We start from the raw sequence: 22,186 nt of genomic DNA, 5'->3' as shown, positions 1-22,186 counted from the left end.
TAAACCCATCGGAAGTGAAAAAATCAGTTTACTGAAAAGCCCTTTAGGAGTAAAATCTGCCCGCAACATAAACTAAGCTAGTGGGATGTTGCCATGCTACGAATCGCTCAAGAAGCTCTTACCTTCGACGATGTTTTACTCGTCCCCGGTCACTCGACTGTTTTACCTCATACTGCTGACCTGCGCACGCGGCTGACGCGTGGTATCGAACTTAATATTCCAATGGTCTCAGCCGCCATGGACACAGTTACTGAAGCAGCATTGGCGATCGCGCTTGCACAAGAGGGTGGACTTGGCTTTATGCACAAGAACATGACCATCGCTGAACAAGCCGCGCATGTGCGTAAAGTTAAGAAGTACGAAAGCGGTATGGTTTCTGATCCAGTCACGGTAACGCCGGACACCACCCTTGGTGAAATTCGTGCACTGAATGTTGAACACGGCTTCCACGGTTTCCCGGTCGTCGAAGATAGTGGCGAACTGGTGGGTATTATTACCGGTCGTGACGCCCGCGCCGAGAGTGATAACAGTAAACTTGTCGCTAGCATAATGACGCCCAAAGACCAACTCATCACGGTAAAAGAGAGCGCCGAAAGCGCTGAGATTTTGGACCTGATGCACAAGCACCGGATTGAGAAAATTTTGGTGGTTGATGACGCATTTCATTTGCGTGGCATGATTACCCTAAAAGATTTCACCAAAGCAGAAAACAAACCCAACGCCTGTAAAGACGAGCTTGGCCGTCTACGGGTAGGTGCCGCTGTGGGGGTTGGCCCAGGCACAGAAGAGCGCATTGCTGCGTTGGTTGAGGCTGGTATTGACGTGCTTTTGATTGATACCTCGCATGGTCATTCGCAGGGGGTTATCGACCGCGTTGCTTACGTCCGTAAAGAGTACCCGAACCTACAACTTATCGCTGGTAACGTAGCTACCGGTGCCGGTGCGAAAGCGCTTGCCGATGCAGGTGTCGATGCTGTTAAGGTTGGAATCGGTCCTGGTTCAATCTGTACTACGCGCATCGTAACAGGTTGTGGTGTGCCACAAATCACCGCAATTAGTGACGCTGTGGATGCCCTTAAAGGTACCGGAATTCCGGTTATTGCCGATGGCGGTATTCGCTTCTCAGGTGATATCGCTAAAGCTATCGCTGCTGGCGCCGACTGTGTGATGGTTGGCAGTATGCTGGCAGGTACTGAAGAATCGCCAGGTGAGGTTGAACTGTATCAAGGTCGCTACTACAAATCCTATCGCGGTATGGGTAGCCTTGGTGCTATGGATCAGCGCAACGGCTCATCGGATCGTTACTTCCAGGCCTCGAATGAAGCTGAAAAACTGGTACCAGAAGGTATTGAAGGGCGGGTGGCTTACAAAGGCCCAATGGCGACCATTATTCATCAACAGATGGGCGGCTTGCGCTCAGCAATGGGGTTGACCGGTTCAGCAAATATTAAAGAAATGCGTACTAAACCGCAATTTGTCCGCGTGACTTCTGCGGGAATGGGCGAGTCACATGTGCACGATGTGCAGATCACTAAAGAAGCTCCTAACTACCGAATGGGTTAAGACAACATGCAAGATATTCATGCACATCGAATTTTGATTTTAGATTTTGGTTCACAGTACACCCAGCTGATTGCGCGACGGATTCGTGAAATTGGCGTTTACTGTGAATTATGGGCGTGGGATGTTGACGCAGAAGACATCAAAAATTTCAATCCTAATGGCATTATCTTGTCGGGTGGCCCGGAGTCGGTGACTGAAGTGGATTCGCCTCGCGCACCAGATTACGTGTTTGAAGCTGGAGTTCCGGTTTTAGGAATCTGCTACGGTATGCAGACTATGGCGGCGCAACTTGGTGGTAAAGTTCAAGGCTCACTTGAACGTGAGTTCGGTTATGCGCTGGTTGAGCGCATCGCACCTTGTCCATTGTTTCACCATATTGAAGATAGCGTGCACGACAACGGCAATCCGATGTTAGATGTATGGATGAGTCATGGTGATAAAGTTATCGAGTTGCCAGAGGGCTTTGACATCGTCGCGCAAACACCGACCTGTGCGATTGCTTCGATGGCCGACGATAAACGCGATTTCTATGGTCTACAGTTCCACCCTGAAGTAACGCATACACGCCAGGGCATGCGTATGCTGGAACATTTTGTGGTAGAGATTTGTGAATGTGAGACCAATTGGACCGCCGCACACATTATCAATGATGCTGTCGCTCGTATTCGCGAGCAGGTTGGCACCGGCAAGGTGGTATTAGGTTTATCTGGTGGTGTGGACAGCTCAGTGACAGCGATGTTATTGCACCGCGCCATTGGCGATCAGTTGACTTGCGTGTTCGTTGATAACGGCTTGTTACGCTGGAAAGAAGCTGAGCAAGTCATGGAAATGTTCGGTGACCATTATGGTTTGAATATTATCCATGTTGATGCAGAAGATCGCTTTTTAGATGCTTTGGCGGGCGAGCATGATCCTGAAGCCAAGCGTAAAATTATTGGCGGTGTGTTCATTGAAATCTTTGACGAACAAGCGACCAACATAAAAGATGTGTCCTACCTGGCTCAGGGCACCATTTATCCAGATGTGATTGAGTCAGCTGGCTCAAAAACTGGCAAAGCGCACGTTATCAAATCGCACCACAATGTCGGCGGGTTACCAGCTGACATGAAACTTAGTTTGGTTGAGCCACTGCGTGAACTTTTCAAAGATGAGGTTCGCAAGATCGGTTTAGAACTTGGCTTGCCATACGACATGCTGTATCGCCATCCGTTCCCAGGACCTGGCTTAGGTGTTCGGGTATTAGCCGAAGTTAAGAAAGAGTACTGCGAACTGTTACGCCGCGCTGACCATATCTTTATCACCGAATTGCGCAAAGCTGGTTTGTACCATGAAGTGAGCCAGGCATTTGCAGTGTTTCTGCCGGTTCGTTCCGTAGGTGTGATGGGCGATGCTCGTAAATACGACTGGGTTATCGCGATACGAGCAGTCGAAACAATTGATTTTATGACCGCTCGTTGGGCGCATTTACCGTATCAGTTACTTGAAACTGTTTCGAATCGTATCATTAACGAAATTGATGGTATCTCTCGTGTTGTTTACGATATCTCAGGCAAGCCCCCAGCGACCATTGAGTGGGAGTAGGGTAGTCCCGTTCTGCTTAACTGCGGATTAGTTATCGGAAGCCACTGGCGTTACTATCGTCAGTGGCTTTTTTATATCTTCAATGGGTGAGACTCACATGCAAGAGCAGATTGTTATTGTTGGTGGTGGTGCTGGCGGGCTTGAGTTAGCGACCATGCTTGGCCGCAAGCTAGGACGCAGTAAGCAAGCTAAAGTTACGTTAATTGATCGTAACAGTACCCATTTGTGGAAGCCGCTGTTGCATGAGGTCGCCTCGGGTGCGCTCGACTCACGTTTGGCGGAGCTGGATTATAGAGGGCAAAGCGCGCGTGCAGGGTTTCAATTTATGATCGGCACATTAGAGTCGGTAAATAACCATCAGAAAACCATCCAACTGGCCGCAATCCGAGATGCACAGGGTAGGGAGGTTCTAGCAGCACGAAGTCTGTCGTATGATCGCTTAATTCTTGCAATCGGAGGAGTCACCGCCGATTTTGGCACGCCGGGGGTTAAAGAACATAGTTATTTTCTCGACTCATTACGCCAGGCGGATGAATTCCATGAGCATTTACTAAATGAATTTTTGCGCGTCGATCAGTCCATCGAAGACGGCAACGAAACGACATTGTCATTAGCTATAGTTGGTGGTGGAGCGACCGGGGTTGAATTAGCTGCTGAGCTCATACATTCTGTTTCATTGCTGTCGATTTACGGCTTGTCTTACCTTGATCAAAAACACTTTAAAGTTTGCTTAGTCGAAGCGGGTGAACGATTATTGCCCGCTTTACCTGAGCGTTTGTCGACATCGGTTGAGAAAAAACTTAAGTCATTGGGCGTAGAAGTCATTTTGGATAACCCAGTGACTCAGGTGCAAGAAAACACCCTAGTGCTATCTGAAGGCAAACCTGTCCAGGCCAATTTAATTGTGTGGGCGGCTGGGGTTAGGGCGCCAGATGTGACCAAAGGGTGGGGATTAAAGATTCGTAAGAATAATCAGATTGAGGTCAATGACTACCTGCAATCGGTATCCGATACCAGTATCTACGCGATAGGGGACTGCGCCGCGTGCCGCATCGACGATGAACGGTGGGTCCCGCCGCGGGCGCAGTCGGCGCACCAAATGGCGGAATGCTTGTACCGAAACATTGTGCGCGGCTACCGGCAACAGCCAGCAAAGCCTTTTGTCTATAAAGATCGAGGGTCGTTAGTTTCGTTGAGCCGTTTTTCTGCGGTTGGTAATCTTATGCAAAGTAAAAGTTTGTCGATGTCTGTTGAAGGCACGATGGCACGTTGGGCATACGCGAGCTTATATCGGATGCATCAACGCGCTTTGCATGGTTGGTGGAAGATGTTCTTACTATTGATGGTCGATAGACTCAATCATGTGGTAAAGCCGCGACTGAAATTACACTGACGATATACTTCATTCGGCGCTTAAGGCACAATGCGAAACATAAATGGATAACCATAATCGCTGATTTATCGCCATGCGTTCTGCCGGAACTATTGACATTATGACTGCACGTTGGGCACATTGATGTTATGAATTATTGGAAATGGTTGCTGACCCTGCTAGCACTAGTGCTGCTTGTTGGCTGCGCGCCGCAGCCGCAGCCTGACCAGCTTGCTGAAATCCAGCAGCGTGGTGTGTTGCGTGTGGGCACGCTGTTGGGGCCGACGACGTATTACCATGAATTTGAAAGTGAAGGTGGGCTTGAGTATGCGCTTGCCGCTACTTTCGCTGAACAGCTCGATGTTGAGTTGGAAATTGTCTCACGTTACAACGTCAACGACTTATTTGGTCTCATCGATAATGGCAAGGTTGATTTGGTCGCTGCCGGACTCGACCGTACTCCAAGACGCGACCGTAGTTATCGCTTTGGTCCTCCTTATCAGGAAGTTGCTCAACGCTTGGTGTACCGCCAAGGTTCGCGCGACCGACCGCGTGATTGGAGTCAGGTCGATGGTGAGGTCGTGGTGGTCGCTGGCAGTAGTCATCACGATTGGCTGCGTCGAAACGGTCAAAGCTTTCCTGAACTGCGCTGGCGCGCAACTAATGAGCATGATGCGACTGAACTTTTACGCTCAGTTATTGATGGCGAAATAGCCTTTACTATCGCCGATAGCAATATTCTCGATATGCAGCGGCGTTATTTTCCAAATATTAGTGTCGCCTTTACCGTTCGCGATAACCTCGATGTAAGCTGGATGTTGGCTCCTGGACGCGATGCTTCGCTATATGCTGAAGTGATTCGTTTCTTTGGTGAACTGCGCCAATCAGGTGAGCTGGATCGCCTGGTAGATCAGCATTTTGGTCATGTGTCCCAGTTCAACTATGTCGACACCAGTCTGTTTATTGACGCGGTGCAAACCACTTTACCCAAGTACCGGGATTTCTTTGTTGAGCATTCAGGACGGCTGGACTGGCGGCTATTGGCAGCCATCTCGTATCAAGAGAGTCTGTGGAATCCGCGGGCGGTTTCTGCCACCGGCGTGCGTGGTTTGATGATGTTGACGTTACCTACGGCAGCAGCCATGGGAGTTAGCAGCCGTCTTAACCCAGAAGAAAGTATTCGCGGTGGCGCGCGTTATTTTGAACGTATGCTGGATACAATTCCGGCGCGCATCCCTGAGCCGGACCGGACCTGGTTCGCGCTTGCCGCCTACAATATTGGTTATGGCCACCTTGAGGACGCTCGTGTACTTACCGAGCGGCAGGGAGGTGATCCAGATCGTTGGATAGATGTGCGGAAACGACTACCCTTATTGAGACAGAAAAAATATTACCGGCAAACGCGCTTTGGTTTTGCGCGTGGTGATGAACCCGTGCGATATGTAGGAAACATTCGTCGCTATTACGACACTTTGGTTTGGTTGGATGAACGTGGACGCATTCCAGCTCAACCATTAGAAATTTCACTGCCAGTTGGGAGTGGAGACGAGGCAAACTAATGCGCAGCAAGAAACGTCTGGTACCTCATGCGCGACGTCGAGCATGGTTACGCAAGCAGAGTCATCTTAAGAACGAGCGACGTCAAAAGTGGTTTCGTTTATGTGAGAAAGAAGACTGACCGAACGCTGAACGCGGTAGTTTAGCGAGCAAAAAAAGACTATACTACGCGGCTTCAAAAGTCGGTGAAAGCCATCCACTGCCAACCCTGGAGAATGATCTGTGGAGATAGTACGCGGCGCCCCAGCCCTATCTGAGTTTCGAACGGAAAAATTAGTGCAACGGTTACGTCAAGCGGATGTTGCCGTGCAGGACGTGTATGCCGAATACATGCATTTCGTTGATGTTACCGCTCCATTATCAGATGACGAACAACAGATCTTAAAGAAGCTACTGACCTATGGTCCAGCGCTGGCTCAGCATCTTCCTGAAGGCTCGTTACTTGCGGTGGTCCCGCGTGAAGGGACGATTTCACCTTGGTCTTCTAAGGCCACCGATATTGTTCACAACTGCGGGTTAACTAAAGTCCGGCGCGTTGAGCGCGGTATTGTTTACTACCTTGACGGCGATCTCGACCAAGAGCAATTGAACCGTGCCAGTGCCGTGCTGCATGATCGCATGACAGAAATGGTATTGCATGATGTACAGCACGCCGATTGCTTGTTCGCAGCAGCGAAGCCTGAGCCGTTAACGTCAGTCGATATTTTCGCAGGTGGGCGCGAAGCACTGCAACGCGCAAATAGTGAGATGGGACTGGCGCTTGCCGACGACGAAATTGATTATTTATTTAATAGTTTTAATGGTTTAGGTCGTAACCCCAACGATATCGAATTGTATATGTTTGCCCAGGCAAATTCTGAGCATTGCCGGCATAAAATTTTTAATGCGGACTGGACGATTGATGGTAAAGAACAGCTGAAATCACTGTTCAAAATGATCAAGAACACCTATGAAGTTACGCCAGATCACGTTTTGTCCGCTTACAAAGACAATGCTGCAGTAATGGCGGGCTCTGAAGCGGGTCGTTTTTATCCTTATCCTGCTGGCTCGCAAGCCGAGGGTGAGTATAGTTACTTCCACGAGCCAGTGCACATTTTGATGAAAGTTGAAACTCACAACCACCCAACTGCAATTTCGCCGTTTCCGGGCGCTGCTACTGGCTCTGGTGGCGAAATTCGTGACGAAGGAGCCACAGGCCGTGGCGCTAAACCCAAAGCGGGCTTGGTGGGCTTTAGTGTCTCCAACTTACGGATCCCAGACTTTGAACAGCCGTGGGAAGAAGATTTTGGCAAACCTGACCGTATCGTCACCGCGCTGGAGATCATGCTTGAAGGACCACTCGGTGGTGCTGCATTTAACAATGAATTTGGTCGTCCTGCGCTAACCGGCTATTTCCGTACCTATGAAGAGCGTGTGGAAAGTCATAATGGCAGGGAAGTACGTGGTTATCACAAGCCTATTATGATTGCCGGCGGTATGGGTAACATCCGCGAAAATCATGTCGAGAAGGGTGAAATTACGGTAGGCGCTAAGCTCGTTGTCTTGGGTGGGCCAGCAATGAATATCGGGCTTGGTGGCGGAGCTGCGTCATCAATGGCCTCAGGCAGCTCCAGTGAAGATCTGGATTTTGCCTCGGTACAACGGGATAACCCTGAAATGGAACGCCGTTGCCAGGAAGTTATTGATCGTTGCTGGCAACTGGGCGAGAAAAATCCTATCGCGTTTATTCACGATGTTGGTGCTGGAGGTCTTTCCAATGCTATGCCAGAACTCGTCAGCGATGGGGGCCGTGGCGGCAAGTTCGAGTTACGTAAAGTGCCAAACGATGAACCAGGCATGTCACCTTTGGCGATTTGGTGTAATGAGTCACAAGAGCGTTATGTGATGGCTATTGATGCCGAGCGTATGGACGTATTTGAAGACATTTGTCGCCGTGAACGGGCGCCGTTTGCGGTGATTGGCGAAGCGACGGAAGAGGAACACCTTACCTTAACCGATAGCCACTTTAAAAATACCCCAATTGATTTACCGCTTAACGTGTTGCTCGGTAAAGCTCCAAAGATGCACCGCGATGTGCAAAGTCAGCAAGTTTCGGGACAAGCGTTGCAAACCGAAGCAATCGATTTAGCGGAGGCGGCAGAGCGCCTGTTGCGGCTACCGACGATTGCCGAGAAGACCTTCTTAATCACTATTGGTGATCGCAGTGTGACTGGACTTGTTGCCCGCGACCAGATGGTGGGGCCATGGCAAATCCCGGTTGCCGATGTTGCGGTGACAGCTGCGAGCTACGATAGCTATGCCGGTGAAGCCATGGCGATGGGTGAACGCACACCTTTAGCATTGTTGAACTATGGCGCCTCGGCACGAATTGCGGTGGGTGAAGCACTGACAAACATAGCCGCGGCTGATATTGGTGATTTGAAACACATAAAACTGTCTGCGAACTGGATGGCCGCCGCCGGCCACCCAGGTGAAGACGCCGGATTGTACGAAGCCGTAAAAGCGGTGGGTGAAGAGCTTTGTCCGGCGCTTGGTATCACCATTCCGGTGGGTAAAGATTCGATGTCGATGAAGACCCAATGGCAAGATGCTGGTGAAACCAAAGCAGTCACTTCGCCTTTGAGCCTGGTCATTACCGCTTTTGGTCGGGTTCGCGATGTGCGTCGCACGGTGACTCCGCAACTGCGCACGGATAAAGGTGACAGCAAATTAATTTTACTCGATTTAGGTTTGGGTCGGGCGCGCCTTGGTGGCTCTGCTCTTGCGCAGGTGTATCGGCAATTGGGTGATGTTACCCCAGATGTCGATAGCCCAGAGATATTGAAAGGCTTTTTCAACGTGACCCAGCAGTTGGTTCGCGAGAAAAAGTTGCTGGCTTATCATGATCGCTCCGACGGTGGCCTGTTTGTTACGGTCGCTGAAATGGCTTTCGCTGGACATTGCTCAGCAACCATCGCTCTTGATGAAGTGCATGCTGATGATTTAGTTGCGCTTTACAGTGAAGAACTAGGCGCGGTGCTGCAGGTACGCAACGACGATGTTGATAAAGTTGTTGCTGCTTACACTGAAGCGGGTCTCGGGGATGCTGTGAAAGTGATTGGTGAGGTGACTGGTGGTGACCAACTTAGCTTCAACCGTAATGGTATCGAAGTGGTAAGCGGAGCACGCAGTCATTACCGTAAGGTTTGGGCAGAAACGACACATAAAATGCAGCGTTTGCGTGATAATCCTGCGTGCGCCGATGAAGAGTTTGCAGCGAAACAAGCCGCCGATGACAAGGGCTTGTTTGCTGATCTTTCATTTGACACAAGTGAAGATGTTGCGGCGCCGTATATTAATACTGGCCGCGATCCAGTGGTGGCGATTTTGCGTGAACAGGGCGTCAATTCTCATGTTGAGATGGCGGCAGCATTTGATCGCGCTGGATTTGCCGCAATAGACGTTCACATGAGTGATATTTTGTCAGGTCGCATTAGTCTGGATAGATTTAATGGCTTGGTGGCCTGTGGCGGTTTCTCGTACGGCGACGTGCTTGGTGCCGGCGAAGGGTGGGCGAAGTCGGTATTATTCAATAACCGTGCCCGCGACGAATTTGCAGCTTTTTTCGAAAAACAAAAAACCTTTGCACTCGGAATTTGCAATGGCTGTCAGATGCTGTCGAATTTGCGCGAGTTGATTCCAGGCGCAGAGGCATGGCCACACTTTGTGACCAACCGCTCAGAGCGCTTTGAAGCTCGGGTCAGCATGGTCGAAGTGCAGGATAGTCCATCACTGTTTTTCAAGGGTATGCAGGGCTCGAAAATGCCGATCGCGGTCTCGCACGGCGAAGGTCGGGCCGAGTTTAAAGGGAATAATCTCGCAAGGGTGACCGAGCAAGGTCTGGTGGCAATGCGTTACATCACCAATAAAGGCTCAATTGCGACAGATTACCCCGCCAATCCGAATGGCTCGCCCGAGGGAATTACGGGTTTAACTACCCCAGATGGGCGTGTGTCGATAATGATGCCGCATCCAGAGCGAGTGTTCCGTACGGTTGCGAACAGCTGGCATCCTGATGAGTGGGGCGAAGATAGCCCGTGGATGCGGATGTTCCGAAATGCGCGTGTTTATCTTGGCTAAGTGAACTTACTAATTAACGGGAAAAAAACCCTCGCCTAGGCGAGGGTTTTTTTATACTGCTAACAACAGTTGTTAGCGCTAGCTACGACTTAGAAGTCGTAGCTGACACCAATGCGTATGCTCCACAATGATGGGTCACCAACGCGTGACTGTACATTGTCCGGCGAACGGAATGAATTGTACTGATAAGCACCATCACTCGAGCCATCTTCGATGTACTCAACGTTACCGATGTTCACCATGCGTGGGAAGCTACGTTCATAGAGCACGCCCCAGTCATCGTTAATCAGGTTAGTTAAGTTATCGATAACAAAGAATGCACTGGCTTTGTGTCCAGCAACGAAGCCTGGGAATTCTTGCTCAAAGCGGAAGTCCACTTTTTGCCACCAGTCGCTGTTAAACTCGTTACGTGGTGAAATGCCGCCAGCGTACTCTGACAAGCCGGTTTCGTCCAAGTAAGCAAAGAAGGCAGCTGAATCAAAGTCTGGACCCGCAACAAAGTTCGGGTCGTCCGCACCTGTAGGGATGTAGAACAACTGACGTCCGCCAGTAATATCGCCCGAAGGACCTGACATCACGAAACTGTACGGACGACCTTTGTTCGCTTGGCCGAACAGACTGAAGGTAGATTCATAACCATCGAAGAACTCGGTGCGATACTGTGCATTAAACGTGAAACGATGAGGGATCTCATAGTTCGACGTCGCCACCCCAGGATCCTGGAAGTCAGAAACCGCGACGCTAGTGTAGTTCGAGTAAGCGACTGAACTGGTCATCGGGTTTACGTCTTCAGACTTGGTGTAAGCGTACGCCAAGGTCCAGTTTAAGCCCCACTCGTGCTGCTTGGTCAGCGCCAATGAAACACTGGTGCTTTTACCTGCATCACCGTCAACGTTGGTCAGCATAAATGCGTCAACTGGACCGCCTTGAAAGGTGCGTGGAATGCTTGGGTAGATAGGTCGACCATCAGGACCCGTTGCTACTGGGCCGAAGCCTCCAGCCGGAGTACGACGTAAATCACTGATAATGGCCGCATCATTTTTCTTCGAATGCAGTATGTCAGCAATAACCACGTAGCCACTATCAAAGGTGTAAGTTGCACCTAAGGCATACTTCCACTCGTTTGGTAATTCAAACTCTGGGTCCAATACGTTAATTGGACCACCACCATTGGCAGCGGCGACTTCGTCGACCATGTCTTGTGGGATATCATAAAGCGGACGACCTGAACCATTGTGTGGAATGTCAAACAAGGATTCACCAGCGCGGTTGCGCCAGTAGACTTCGTACAACTTGGTACCATTATTGGAGTAGTTGTTCGACAACCAAACGTTCGGATTACCACCAGAGTACAAGCCGATACCACCACGAACTTCCAGGTTATCGTCAACCACCCAGTTCATACCTAAACGCGGCTGCAGTAAACCTTCGCCGTCGACAGTTGCATCGTTACCGAAGCCGTAAGTGTCAGCGAAGTCTTGATTGAAGGCTGGTGCATCGCTAGTGGTATACCAGTCGTAACGCAAACCAAAAGTTAAGGTCAGGTCGTAGTCGATGAAGTAATACTCATCTTGTGCGTAAGCGGTGTTAATTGTGTAGGCAAACTCACCCGCACCGTCAATCGGGTTGTTGGTGCCGGCAGCGTTCTCATAGGTGATTGCGTAAGGTACGCCATTTTCGAAGTCGTCGATCGACCGAAAGATGAACTCGCCTTCAGTTTCCTGCACGAACAAGTTGTAGACATCGTACTTCTCGTTTTCGATACCAAATGACAAGGTATGGTCGTCAAGTAAATAGGTACCAGCGAGTTTAAAGAATGTCGTGTTGTACTTAAGTTTGTTGGAGTGACGTGAATCATCCGCACCAAGATAAACCGTAGGTACGTCGTTGTTGCCTGATGGGCCTACTTCTAACTGAATCTCGCCTACTTCAGTGCCGCCTAAAGGCAGAACTCGGGCGTCGAGTTCAGAGTAACCGACACGGACTTCGGTTGAGAAGTTATAGGTCCAGTCAGAATAGAGCTGCGCGACATAAGAAGTAAACTCGGAGCCGCGTTGGTAGTAGTGATTGGAAAACTCAAGTTCAGTTGCATCGCCATCAGACTGTGCAATTGAGTAGCCGTCGTTGTAGTTGTACGTAAATGCGGCGCGATGTGAGTTGTTGATGTACCAATCTAGCTTAACGAGAAGCTTCTCGTCTTCAACCGGTAAACTGGCTGGGAAGCCACCAGGCTCAAAACCGTATACATCACGAGCAATCGCGGCGATACGCTCAACATCAGCCTGGCTCACGCCTTCGATGATTGTTGCTGCATTAGTACCTTCTGGACCGCGGTCAAAGGTGTCCGCACCTTCAAGTTTTTCGTAAGCTGCAAACCAGAACAGTTTGTCTTCAACAATGGCGCCACCAGCGTTAATACCGTAGCGCTTTTCAGTGAAGTCGCCGATGTTGATAGCGTCGCCTTCAAGGCTGTCGCCTTGCATTGAGTCGTTGGTGTAATCAAAGAAAACACTGCCGAACAACTCGTTCTCACCTGATTTGGTTACTGCGTTAATGTTACAGGCAGTGAAACCGCCGTATTGTACATCAAACGGCGCCAACTCAACTGCAACCTGTTCAATGGCGTCGTACGAGAACGGCATGCGTTCAGTTGGGTAACCGCTGGAATTCAAACCGAAGTTATCATTGGTGCGTACACCGTCAACGGTCAAGCTATTGAAACGTGGGTTAGCCCCAGCACATTGAATACCGCGTGAGAAGCTTTCATCAATGTACACTCGCGGGTCGATGCGTAGCACGTCCTTGATGTCACGGTTGATGCTCGGAGCATCTTGCAAATCGCGTAGACCGAAGGTCGCGCCTGGACTATTTGACCCCGATGTCATGTTTAACACACGACCACTGACTTCAATGCGCTCGACCGCCTGCTGCTCAACGTAAATATTGAGGTTTTCGGTCTCACCAAGGGTCAGGAAAATATCTTCAAGGCGTTCAACATTGCCTTGATTGTCAGTAACAACAAGTGTGTAAGGACCGCCGACCGGCAAACCGCGTGCAGAAAACAAGCCGTTCGCATTGGAGGTTAAGGTACTTGATGTACCAGTACGCTTATCAGTGAGGACAATTGACGCGTTGCTGATGGCTTCGCCAGTTTGTTCGCTGACGATGACACCACGTACGCTCGACGAGGTTTCTTGCGCGGTTGCTGTCGCTGATAAGCCAATAGCTAAGGCTATCGCAGCAGCAATGCGGCTAGGTTTATTTTTCAGCATGGTGTTGCATTCCTGGGTTGTGAGTGGAACATTTGGTCATTATTATGTCGCTCAGCTTAGTCAGCTTGTGTGACAGTTTGATGAAATAGTAGTCAAAAAATAACCAATTCACATCATTTTTTACAACCCAATTACTTTCCTAAATTTTTCCGACGCTTACGGAAAAAATCTTGCAAGATCTCTGCTGATTCGTGCTTAAGAACACCACCAATAACCTCGACTTTGTGGTTCATTGAGGGGTGGTTGAGTACTTCGATTGCGGTTCCGGCGGCGCCGGTTCTGGGATCGTGTGCACCATAAACTAAGGTCTTGATCCGAGCATGGGTGATGAGTCCCGCGCACATGGCGCAGGGTTCAAGGGAAACATAAAGGGTGGCGTCGACCAAACGATAATTGTCGAGTTGTCGCCCCGCTGCGCGAATGGCTTGAGATTCGGCGTGGGCTGAGGGGTCGCTGAGACGAATAACTTCATTAAAACCTTCGCCAATGATTTGGTCGTTGTGAACCACTACGGCACCGACAGGCACTTCTCCGAATTGCTCAGCTTGTTGTGCCAGCTCTAACGCACGGCGCATGTAGTGTTCGTGTTCCATTGGCAGTCTCGTTGGAAAGCAATGGTGCGCATTCTAAAAAAAAGCCCCCGCAAATGCGAGGGCTTTTTGTACATTGCTGTACTTTCTATACAGCTAACCTAACGTCAGACTAGAAACGGTAGCGGATACCGATTTTAGCTTGCCAGGTAGAACGTTCTGGCAGATAACGTGTAGGGGCTTGCGTAACGACATCGAACGCACGGCTATTGTAAGGAACACCGTAGACGTATTGACCGTCATCATTGATATGAGCACTTACCAGCTCACGCACGTTATCGCCGTATGGCAACACGTGTTTCTGACCAGCATCTTTATCAAAGATCGCAATGAGGTTGCGAACGTTGATGTAAAGTTCGCCTTTATGCCCTTCAGCAAAACCTGGTAACTCTTGAGTGAATTTGAAGTCCAGGTTAGTTGTCCATGGAGCACGTTCGGTATTACGTGGTAAGTAGCCGCCTTCGTAACCATTTAAACCGGCGCGTTGCAGATAGTCCATGAATTGCTCATAGCTAAAGTTGTTTTCATAAGATACCGCAGGATCGTTTGGTCCAGTCGGGATGTACGGCAGATACACTGACGAACGACCCAGAGTACCAAACGGCTGGTTACCAAAGCTCACGTCGCCGTAGCTGTCATACACATAACCCCATGGACGACCAGAGTAACGTTCCCAGAACAGACCGAAGGTTGAAGTGTAACCACTGACGAATTCTGTTTTGTACGTTAGGTCCGCCATCAAGCGGTGCTCAACTTGATAAGAAGCCGTACCCGGACGGACGTTCTGACGGTCAATGGCAACTGGGTAGCGATAATTTGAGATAGCAGTACTCGAGCTACCAGCAACAGCTTCTTCGATGTCTTGATTGGTGTAGCTCGCACGCAAACTGAAACCGTTGTCCCATGCTTTACCTAATGTAGTAGTGAAGATTTGGCTCTTACCACCGTCACCATTAGTCAACAATAAGTCGTAACGTTGTACGTTACCGTGATCGCCAACGCTCATTGGTTCATGGTCGTCGAGTGGATCGTCAACTACGTAGATAATACGACCGCCATCGATAGTGCGACGCACGTTTCCTTGTTGATCAAGCAAAGGTACACGAGTTAAGTCTTTCCACTGCACATCGTCTTTACGACGCGTGTAGATGTATTCGACGCTAGCGAACCAATCATCGCCTAATGCTGGAATGCTGAAGCTGTTGAAATCAACACCTAAGCTACCACGCCAATCCGACGGCAAGTCAAAGTCAGGGTCGGTGGCATTTACGTAACCATCAGCAATCAAGCCGTCTTTAACAGCTTGAGGTACTTGGGTCGGGTCAACGTCGTCGAAGAACACAGACCATGGCACGTCAGACAAGAACCGATCAAACTGTGAGAAGGTGGTACCGTTGTTGGTGTAAGAGTTCGATATCCAAACATTTGGACGGCCACCGGCGTAACGACCGAAGCCACCACGCACACGAACGTCGTCGGTGACTTGGTATTTAAAACCAACCCGCGGTAAGAACAAATCTTTGCCGTCGAGGTTCTCAGTGTTGGCAAAACCATAACGCGCGGCAAAGTTTTCGTTATAGATGGGTTTGTCTTCAGCGTGCATACGCTCATAGCGCAAACCAAACATTAACTCTAAGTCCCAAGTCGGCTGCCAGGTATCCTGGATATACAGCGCTTGCGTGCCTTGCGTAAAGTTTGCTGCGGCATCATTGATGTCGCCGGTTAAGCTGCCTGCATAATAAAACGAACCGGCTTCGCGGTTTTCAAAGTCTTCGATACTGTCGAATTCCCATGAACCCAACGCGTTTTGCACGAACAGGTTGTAAATATCAGTTTCAGAGAATGCATAACCGAAGCCGATAGCATGCTCACCGAACAGGTATTCACCGTTAGCTTGGAATTCCAAAGTGGAGTTCTCGCCTTCATTGGCATGACGTGAGTAGTCAGGACCAAATTCAATCGCGTTACGACCACCAACTTCCACGGTTACCATCCCCATGGTACGGCCAGCCAGTGGATCCTGGATAGCGGTAACGTCTTTGTACGACAATTTAATGTCACTGGAGAAGTTTGAGTTCCAGTTTGAATAGACCTGCATCGCATAAGCGTCAAGGATCTGTTCGTTGTTGTACCAGCTTGAGGACAGTGTCAAGGTACCGTCGCCGCCGTATTGGTTACGGATGGAGTTACCATCGGTACGCTGATAGGTGAAGGCTGCACGATGTTCGTTACTGATGTTCCAGTCAAGTTTGACCAACAACTTGTTGTCTTCTTCTTCAGCAGGGATGTCCCAGCCGCCAAGTTGTGCATCGGTTAAGCCGTAAACGTCACGAGCGATGGCTAATACTTGGTTAAGTTCTTCAGTGGTGATGTTGGCAATATTCGCTGCATCTGAACCGATAGGGCCACGGTAAGGTGCGCTGGTCTCGTCTTGAGTTTCGTAGTTTACGTAGAAGAACAGCTTGTCTTTAATGATTGGGCCGCCAAGACTAATACCAAAAGTTTTTTCTTCGTAGTCAACGTTTGGTGGCAGCGCATCTTCATCATATTTAGATGCTTCGGCATCACCAGCAAGGCTATCGCTGGTGTATTGATAGAAAACCGAGCCGCTAAGTTGGTTGGTACCAGATTTGGTTACCGCATTAACTTTTGCACCTGTGAAATTGGTATCTTTTGCATTAAAAGGCACAACATCTACAGTGATCTGTTCAATGGCGTCGATTGAAATTGGTGAACCTTGGGTCGGATAACCGTTTCTATTCAGACCAAAGTCATCGTTTTGCGCGATACCGTCAACAGTGATTGAGTTGTAACGCGGGTTGTTACCGGCAACCACAAGCTGATCACCGTCGCCCAACTGAGTGGCCAGCGGGTTCAAACGAACAATTTCTTTCAAGTCACGGCTATAAGTTGGCAGTGACTGAATTTGTTCTTCACCGAACGAGCTACTAGAGCCATTATTCAGCTGCGCATAGTTAATGGCTTGGCCAGTTACGCTGATGCGTTCAACATCATTCGCTTCAAGCTGGGCATTTAAACGAAACGTGTCACCAAGTTTCAAGAATACTTCTGAATACTGTGCATCTTGGTAAATGTCTGAGTCTAAGGTGATGCGGTAAGGACCGCCAACACGAAGACCACTCGCAATAAAGGTACCAGAGTCATCGGTGGTGACTTCAGTAGTAGAACCTGAAGGCATGTGCTCAATAACAACTTTAGTACTGGCAGCGCCATTACCTTGTGGACCTAGGATTTCACCTCGTAATGATGCCGAGGTGTCTTGTGCTACTGCAGCTGCTGAGGCCAAGCCTAAGGCAACTGCGATCGCACTTGCGGTGCGGGAAAATCGCAGAGATGTAGTCATCTTTCTAAATTTCCTGGGTTGTGGTTTAAAGAAGTATTTGAAAGGCAATACTGCTTGATGGTGTGCCTTATAATTAATTCTACGCTTTTATAACACTTTTATGTGTCAAAATTGTGACAGCATTTTAATCAAAACAGATTAGAATTGCACCGCTTTTTTGGAACTAATAAGCTAAGATTTTGTCGTAGCGCACTCGCCAAAAGGATCATGATATTGATGAAGCCAGTCATACTCATAGTTGTAGCCCTATTTGTAAGTTTCTTAACTGGATGTGATATGCCGCAAAAAAAACCACAAGCACCTGCCAGCCTCCGTATTGCGACGTTTAATGTCAGCATGGATGCGTCGAATTATAGTGTTGCAGAACAATGGCATGAGGCTGGCGCGCACGCATTGCCGAGAGCATTGCATGAAGAGCATCCGCAAGTTAAAGCGATTGCTGAGATTATTCAGCACATACGTCCTGATATTTTAATTTTAAATGAATTTGACTACCTGCCGAACGCTGATGTGCTAACTAAATTTCAACAGAACTATTTAGAGGTTAGCCAGAACGGCGAGGCTCCGATTGAATATCCTTACAGCTACATAGCGCCGGTAAACACTGGCCGCGCAAGTCCATTTGATCTGAATCGCGATGGTAAAAAGTCCGGCGTCGGTGATGATGCCTGGGGTTATGGCAACTACCTTGGGCAATACGGTATGGCGGTAGTCTCGCGTTATCCGTTAAACATAACAGCGAGTCGAACTTTTCAATATTTTCGCTGGAGCGATTTGCCGGGGGCGTTGCAACCACTGGTACCGAATTCATACGAGCCCTGGTACAGCCCGGCAGCTTGGGCGGAGATGCCGCTGAGCTCCAAGTCACACTGGGATATCATCGCTGAGGTAAATGGTTATGATTTACATTTATTGGTGAGTCATCCGACGCCACCTGTGTTTGATGGTGAGGAGAATCGCAACGGCCGTCGCAATTTCGACGAGATTCGCTTCTGGAAGGAATACATTGGCCGTGCTTCGACCGATTTTATCTACGATGATCAAGGCCGTCGCGGCGGTCTCGGTGATGACAAGCGATTTGTTATCGTCGGTGACCTCAATGCCTCGAAAGAAAGTGCAGACAACATCCCCGGTGCAATCGAACAGTTGCTTGAACATCCGTTGGTGCAGGGTGAGTTTGTACCAACGAGTGACGGCGGAGCAGCACATACGCCAGATAATTCGTTAGCTGCAGAGCACACGGCAAGCTGGCGTAAGCGGGCCGATTACGTATTGCCATCGACCTACGGGATTAAGATTATTGATGGTGGCGTATTCTGGCCCACGGCAAGCGAAAGCAAAGCGGAGTTGGTAAGTGAACGACAGCGCTCATCTGATCATCGATTGGTGTGGCTTGACATACAATTGCAGTAATTTTCACAAAAATGTCGTAGATTCATAAAAGTGTCACAGAGAACAGTAATAATCGACGCAGCTTGAATACGACTAGGTGAAACAAGATGTCCAGAAAAATACTGATCGTTGAAGATGAAGCACCCATCCGTGAAATGTTGAGCTTTGTCATGGAACAGCACGGCTATCAAGCGGTAGAAGCAGGCGACTATCAGCTTGCTTTAGAAAAAATTGTCGAACCCTTTCCAGACATGATCCTGCTTGATTGGATGTTACCAGGCGGTTCTGGCATTCAATTGGCGAAAAAACTGAAAAGTGATGATTTCACTCGCGGTATCCCAATCATCATGCTTACTGCCCGCGGTGAAGAAGAAGATAAAATTCGAGGTTTAGAGGTCGGCGCTGACGATTACATTACCAAGCCTTTCTCGCCCAAAGAACTGATGGCGCGAATGCGTGCCGTGTTTCGCCGCGTGGCGCCCACTGCATTGGACGAGCCATTAGAGATTGAAGGTTTAAAACTTGATCCAATTTCCCATCGGATCAGTGCCTACAATGACCGCTTAGAAATGGGGCCGACTGAATTTAAATTACTGCATTTCTTTATGACACACCCAGAACGCGTGTATAGTCGGGAACAATTATTAGATCACGTGTGGGGAACCAACGTTTATGTCGAAGACCGCACTGTTGATGTGCATATTCGCCGTTTACGCAAAGCTATCGAAATGCATGGCCATGACCGTTTGGTGCAGACCGTGCGCGGCGTTGGTTATCGCTTCTCTAGTCGCTAGACGAAGAGGTTAGCGGAGCATGGATAAAAAGTACTCGGTTATCTTTATCCTGCGCGGTTTTCTGTGGTACATCGTACCGTTGGCCGGATTGGGGTGGGTGGTCGGCTACTTATGGCAAACCTTGACCTTTGGGTTGTTAAGCCTGCTTGTCTGGCATTACTACTTTCAATACAAACTGGTCGATTGGCTCTGGAATCGCCGGGCACTACTTCCACCAAGTGTTCCCGGTAGCTGGAGTTATATTTACGATGGTATCTATCGAACTCAACGCCGTAGTCAGCAGCGCCGTCGCGCTCTAGCACGGATTTTAAGGCGTTTCCGCGAGGCTTCTGAAGCTATTCCTGATGCAGCCATCGTGTTTCGCCGCGACGGTGGCCTGATTTGGTGTAATAAGCTGGGGCAGTTTTACTTCGGCTTGAAATGGCCTGGCGACACGGGTATCCGGCTTTCCAGCTTGATCCGTCACCCAGAGTTTATTAGCTATCTACAAAAAGGTGACTTCAGCGATGAAGTTTATCTACCATCGCCAGTGCGCGAAGATATCGAACTAGAAATTCGCATCATGCCGTACAGCGACGATCAATTTCTACTGATGGCGCGAGACGTAACGCAGTTGCGGCAGCTTGAAAAAATGCGCAAAGACTTCGTTGCAAACGTGTCTCATGAATTGAAGACACCATTGACGGTGATTCAAGGTTATCTGGAAATGTTCGATGACGACCCGGCAGCAATGCCACCAGCTCTGTTACAAAAAGCCGCAAAAGAGATGACAGGGCAAAGCACCAGAATGCGTAACCTGGTTGATCAACTTTTGTCGTTATCACGAATTGATTCTGCACGTGGAGACATATTTGAACGGGTGGTCAATGTTCCGGATGTATTAAAGCGCTTGCAATACGAAGCCGAGCAACTGAACGCGAATAAACAGCATGAGCTGGTTTTTGAAGTTGCAGAGCAGTCAATGTATGGTCATGAAGATGAGCTTCGTAGCGTGTTTTCAAATCTCGTCACTAACGCCATTCATTATACCCAGCCAGCAGGTAAAATAATTGTGCGCTGGCGTCCTGTAGGTGAACAAATGGAGTTTAGCGTTAGCGACAATGGTCCAGGCATACCAGCTGAACACATGCCCCGGGTAACAGAACGCTTTTATCGGATCGATAAAGATAGGAACAGTAGTAAAGGCGGTTCAGGTTTGGGGCTTGCGATTGTTAAACAAGCAGTCGAACATCACCATTGTAAGTTAACTATCGACTCAGTGGTGGGTCGTGGTTCGACCTTCAGTGTTCGAATTCCTCAAGAGTTGGTCGTTGCTAAACACGCTTCATGACAGAAATTTGGCAGAAATATGACACTAATTTGGGGATTGTCATTAAAATGTCACATTGACAGCTTAAACTCCCCAGTGTCATTTGAACAAAAGCTGCACCGCAGCATTGACGATTGGAGTCATTATGAAAGTTAAATCAGTTCTTCTTGCTTTAGGCTTAGCTGGCGTTGTTGCAACTTCTGCACACGCTCAAAAACCGACAGACAACCTTCCTGAATACCAAAAAGTAAGTGGCCTCTCCGGCAACTTATCGTCAGTGGGATCAGATACTTTGGCCAACATGATGACCTTCTGGGCCGAAGAATTTAAGCGTCTTTATCCAAATGTTAATATGCAAATACAAGCTGCTGGTTCATCAACCGCGCCGCCAGCATTAACTGAAGGCACTTCAAACTTTGGCCCAATGAGCCGTGGTATGAAGTCAAAAGAAATCGAGTCTTTCGAAAAGCGTCATGGCTACAAGCCAACGCCAGTGCGTGTTGCTATTGATGCTTTGGCAGTGTTTGTACACAAAGATAATCCGATCAAGGGCATGACTATCGCTGAAGTTGATGCGGTATTTAGCTCAACCCGCTTGTGTGGTGCTACTAGTCAGGTACAGCGTTGGGGTGACCTTGGTCTTGAAGGTAGCTGGGCAGGACGCGACTTACAGCTTTATGGTCGTAACTCGGTATCTGGTACTTATGGCTACTTTAAAGAAATCGCTTTATGTGACGGCGATTTCCGCGCTAATGTGAACGAGCAGCCTGGTTCTGCCTCAGTGGTACAGTCGGTATCAACGTCATTAAATGCCATTGGCTACTCTGGTATCGGCTACATGACTTCTGGTGTAAAAACCGTGCCATTAGCAGTAGTTGAAGGCGAAGAATACGTAGATGCAACAACTGAAAACGCATTAGCTGGTAAGTACCCACTAGCGCGCTTCCTCTACGTTTACGTGAATAAGCATCCGAATAAGCCGTTAGATCCTGCGACAGCAGAATTCTTGAAAATGGTTTTATCAAAGACTGGTCAAGAAATCGTCGATAAAGACGGTTATATTCCGCTACCCAAAGTTGTGGTAGAGCAAGAACTCGAAAAGCTCGACTTAAAGTAAGTGCAAAACCTGAAGAACCCGGCCCTCGCCGGGTTTTTCGCTATTCGCTATTGGTTTAAAACAACAAGTCTTTCATCGAACAGGGAACAGCGAAAAACGCTCTTGTTTTTTGTAAAATGTCACTTTTATGACGGTACTGTAACAATACTGTCATAG

12 protein-coding genes are annotated in these 22,186 nt (G+C 48.9%); 9 read left to right on the top strand and 3 right to left on the bottom strand.

Translation table 11 applies throughout. From position 1 onward, the window contains the following. The first annotated feature begins 93 nt into the window (after positions 1-93). The 5 genes from guaB to purL all read left to right on the top strand — a co-directional run bounded on the left by guaB (position 94) and on the right by purL (position 10,192). Positions 94-1,563, top strand: a complete 1,470-nt coding sequence (guaB, locus tag ACQ5ES_RS07795) for an IMP dehydrogenase (RefSeq protein WP_445015554.1) — start codon at positions 94-96, stop codon at positions 1,561-1,563. 6 nt (positions 1,564-1,569) lie between these two features. Beyond that, positions 1,570-3,144 (top strand): glutamine-hydrolyzing GMP synthase, encoded by a 1,575-nt coding sequence (gene guaA / locus ACQ5ES_RS07790; RefSeq protein WP_445015552.1) that lies wholly within the window; start codon positions 1,570-1,572, stop codon positions 3,142-3,144. A 97-nt stretch (positions 3,145-3,241) separates the two neighbouring features. Beyond that, complete coding sequence (locus ACQ5ES_RS07785; RefSeq protein ID WP_445015550.1) at positions 3,242-4,537, top strand: NAD(P)/FAD-dependent oxidoreductase; 1,296 nt, start codon at positions 3,242-3,244, stop codon at positions 4,535-4,537. Positions 4,538-4,665: 128 nt separating this feature from the next. Further along, a complete protein-coding gene (gene mltF / locus ACQ5ES_RS07780; protein WP_445015548.1) occupies positions 4,666-6,075 on the top strand; it encodes a membrane-bound lytic murein transglycosylase MltF in 1,410 nt (469 codons plus the stop codon). A 220-nt stretch (positions 6,076-6,295) separates the two neighbouring features. After that, entirely contained in the window at positions 6,296-10,192 is a 3,897-nt protein-coding gene (purL, locus tag ACQ5ES_RS07775; RefSeq protein ID WP_445015546.1) for a phosphoribosylformylglycinamidine synthase, read from the top strand. Positions 10,193-10,281: 89 nt separating this feature from the next. Here purL and ACQ5ES_RS07770 read toward each other — a convergent pair whose 3' ends face one another. The 3 genes from ACQ5ES_RS07770 to ACQ5ES_RS07760 all read right to left on the bottom strand — a co-directional run bounded on the left by ACQ5ES_RS07770 (position 10,282) and on the right by ACQ5ES_RS07760 (position 17,418). Beyond that, complete coding sequence (locus tag ACQ5ES_RS07770) at positions 10,282-13,464, bottom strand: TonB-dependent receptor (RefSeq protein ID WP_445015544.1); 3,183 nt, start codon at positions 13,462-13,464, stop codon at positions 10,282-10,284. 131 nt (positions 13,465-13,595) lie between these two features. After that, positions 13,596-14,057: a tRNA adenosine(34) deaminase TadA gene (tadA, locus tag ACQ5ES_RS07765; RefSeq protein ID WP_445015542.1), complete on the bottom strand. Its 462-nt coding sequence runs from the start codon at positions 14,055-14,057 to the stop codon at positions 13,596-13,598. Positions 14,058-14,166: 109 nt separating this feature from the next. Next, on the bottom strand, positions 14,167-17,418 hold the full coding sequence (locus ACQ5ES_RS07760) for a TonB-dependent receptor (protein ID WP_445015540.1): 3,252 nt from the start codon (positions 17,416-17,418) through the stop codon (positions 14,167-14,169). Between the two features lie 276 nt (positions 17,419-17,694). Between ACQ5ES_RS07760 and ACQ5ES_RS07755 the strand changes: the two genes are divergently transcribed. The 4 genes from ACQ5ES_RS07755 to ACQ5ES_RS07740 all read left to right on the top strand — a co-directional run bounded on the left by ACQ5ES_RS07755 (position 17,695) and on the right by ACQ5ES_RS07740 (position 22,030). Continuing rightward, positions 17,695-18,831, top strand: coding sequence for an endonuclease/exonuclease/phosphatase family protein (locus ACQ5ES_RS07755; protein ID WP_445015538.1), 1,137 nt, complete (start codon positions 17,695-17,697; stop codon positions 18,829-18,831). 86 nt (positions 18,832-18,917) lie between these two features. Then, positions 18,918-19,604 carry a phosphate regulon transcriptional regulator PhoB gene (gene phoB, locus ACQ5ES_RS07750; RefSeq protein WP_445015536.1) on the top strand — a complete coding sequence of 229 codons (687 nt, stop codon included), beginning with the start codon at positions 18,918-18,920 and terminating at the stop codon, positions 19,602-19,604. 19 nt (positions 19,605-19,623) lie between these two features. Beyond that, on the top strand, positions 19,624-20,934 hold the full coding sequence (phoR, locus tag ACQ5ES_RS07745) for a phosphate regulon sensor histidine kinase PhoR (RefSeq protein ID WP_445015534.1): 1,311 nt from the start codon (positions 19,624-19,626) through the stop codon (positions 20,932-20,934). 124 nt (positions 20,935-21,058) lie between these two features. Continuing rightward, a complete protein-coding gene (locus ACQ5ES_RS07740) occupies positions 21,059-22,030 on the top strand; it encodes a PstS family phosphate ABC transporter substrate-binding protein (protein WP_445015532.1) in 972 nt (323 codons plus the stop codon). Positions 22,031-22,186 lie beyond the last annotated feature (156 nt).

The organism is Pseudidiomarina xizangensis, from assembly GCF_052541995.1.
This window is presented reverse-complemented; position numbering and strand designations above follow the sequence as displayed.